This is a genomic window from Streptomyces sp. NRRL S-337 (genome assembly GCF_000720175.1).
Classification (GTDB): Bacteria; Actinomycetota; Actinomycetes; order Streptomycetales; family Streptomycetaceae; genus Streptomyces; species Streptomyces siderophoricus.
The window spans coordinates 1-2,304 of the sequence record NZ_JOIX01000156.1; the positions used below are offsets into that span (position 1 = coordinate 1).

A 2,304-nucleotide genomic window follows, 5' to 3' on the forward strand; every position below is an offset into this window, starting at 1 on the left:
ACGATATAGGAGTCCGTCTCGGGGGCTCGGAGATGTGTATAAGAGACAGGCTGTGGGGAGGGGGGTGGTGGGGCGGGCGGCGGTGTGGACCAGGGCGGTGTAGGTGCGGCGTAGGGCGATGAGGGATTCCTGGGCCTCGCGGTAGACGGCGGCGTCGGGGCCACCGCGGTGGGCGAGGGTACGTACGGGCGCGCAGTGCCGGTCCATCGCACTGAGCCAGGCGCGGTGCTGGGCCGGGAGATGGCGGCGCAGGAGTTGGCGGCGGCCCTCGCCCATGCGGCGGCCGCCGATGCCGAGTACCGCGTCGGCGGCCTGGAGTACGGGCGGCTCCAGGGCACCCTGTTCGACGAGCGCAGCGAGCACCGCGCGCTGCTGCGGAGTGGCCGGTGCGGCCGCCAGGTTCACTGCCTCCGCGTGGAGTTGGGCGCGTAGTGCGTGCTGGACCCGGACCAGGCGGCGGAGGGCCGTCGGCGTGGAGGAGTCGTCGGGCGAACGGCCCGCGAGGGTCTCGGCGAGCCGCAGCAGCCAGATCCCGTGTGCCTCCAGGCGGGTGGCGGCGAGCATCAGCCGGTCCAGGCGGCTGAGCGGTTGCCCCTCGGGGGCCCAGCGCACGATGGGCACGAGCTGTTCGGTGCGGGCCAGTTGGTCGATGGGGATGTGGCGGCGGGGCTTGCGCTCGGGGGCCCAGTTGTGGAGGGCGAGGGTGGGCAGGGCGACGAACTGGTCGTGGTCGATGCGGTGCGCGATGGCCGCCCACAGTTCGAGGAACGCCTCGTCGGCGACCTCGCGTGCGGCCGGCGCCTGCGGGTCCAGTCCGCACCAGCCGCACGCCACCGCGATCACGGCGATGCGCATGGCCGCGGCTTCCGCATTGCGCGGCGAGAGTCGGGAGACCCGCTGCCGCAGGGCGGACAACACGTCGTCGCGATGGGCGCGTTCGACGAGTGCGACGGCGGTCTCGCGGTCGGGTGCGGTCGCGGCGGAACGTGCCATGGCGTCCAGCAGGCTCCACGTTCCGATCATGGAACGGACCGGTGGCCGCTCGGGCAGGAATCCGTGGACGCGGGGGTCGTGGCCCGCACTCTGCTGGGCCTGGCCGCCGGTGCTTCCCGTGCCGCCAGTGCCGCCGGTCGACGGGTCCGGTTCCGTACCGCGTCGTGCCGCCGGTACGGAGCGGGGGGAGGGTCGGGGGTCAGTGCCGGTGGCGTCGACGGGGGTAGCGGGAGGCGCCGCCGCCCGAGCGGCTGCCGTCCCTTCCGCCCCGGAAGCCGCCGTCACGACCGCCCCAGGTATCGCTTGCGTACCCGGAGTCACCGCCGTCACCCCCGCATCCCCGGCCGCTGCCCTCACTCCAGCAGCCGCATCTGTCCGCACCGCTGCCCTCGTCCGCGCAGCTGCATCTGTCCGCGTCGCTGCCGGCGTCCCCGGGTCATCGCTCCCCCGCACCGTTCCCGTTGCCGTTCCTGATGCCGTTCCCGTTACTGCCGCTGTGGTCCTGATCGTCGTCTCCCCCATCAGCCTTTCAGCCCTCCCTAGCTTTTCCCCGTGAGCAGCCGGGCCAGGTGCATGTCCATGTCGAGATAGCGGCTCTCGTCGCCGGGTGGGACGATCGCCGCGGTCTGCTCCAGCCAGGCGGTGAGCTCCGCGGCGCGCACCGTCAGTTCACAGACGCTGTCGTCGGTGGTCAGCTCGATGTGCACCCGACGCTGCTCGCCCGGCCGGCGGAACGGCCACACCCGTACGTCGCCCTCACCGGCCTCGTCGTACAGCCCGACCAGCAGCAGGTCACGGGCGAAGACCCAGGTGGCGACCGTGCGGCCGCGGCTGATGAAGGCCACCTCGACCTCGTACGGGCGGTCGCTGCGGTAGCTGAACCGGCCGGCCACCGGAACTGCTTCGTCCGGTCCGAGGAGGAGCCGCATCTCGAGGGTGCGTTTGGCTGTCGACACCACGACGATCAACCTTTCCGACAGAGGGGCGAGTCCCGGGTGCCCGGTCCGGGGCGCGCGTCCTGGCAGACGTTGCTGTGGAGGGTGGGGTTGCGGGATGCGTAGAGGAGTGACGGACGCCATGGCCGCCTCCCTCTTCATGCGCTCGTTCCGTTCGCCTTGCCTCTGGGCTGCAGCCTCTCAATCGCTAGGACATATCGCATGTTGACGGGGCAACTGCTGCGCTACGGATATGGGATTGGCGAACTTGATCTTCGCAGAGCAAAATCGGGCAGTTCGGGAGTCGAAGGTCCCAAGATCAGGGGACTTTCGGTCCGTGGGGTGGGTGGGATTTGCGCGGTAGGGGGCGGCGGAG

The 2,304-nt window shown here is 71.4% G+C and carries 2 protein-coding genes; both read right to left on the bottom strand.

What is annotated here, in order from left to right; all coding sequences use genetic code 11:
* On the bottom strand, positions 1 to 993 hold a 993-nt coding region (locus IG62_RS0140765; RefSeq protein ID WP_234326949.1), incomplete at its 3' end, for a hypothetical protein.
* 539 nt (positions 994 to 1,532) lie between these two features.
* Complete coding sequence (locus IG62_RS0140770; protein ID WP_030816293.1) at positions 1,533 to 1,952, bottom strand: SsgA family sporulation/cell division regulator; 420 nt, start codon at positions 1,950 to 1,952, stop codon at positions 1,533 to 1,535.
* Between the last annotated feature and the right edge of the window lie 352 nt (positions 1,953 to 2,304).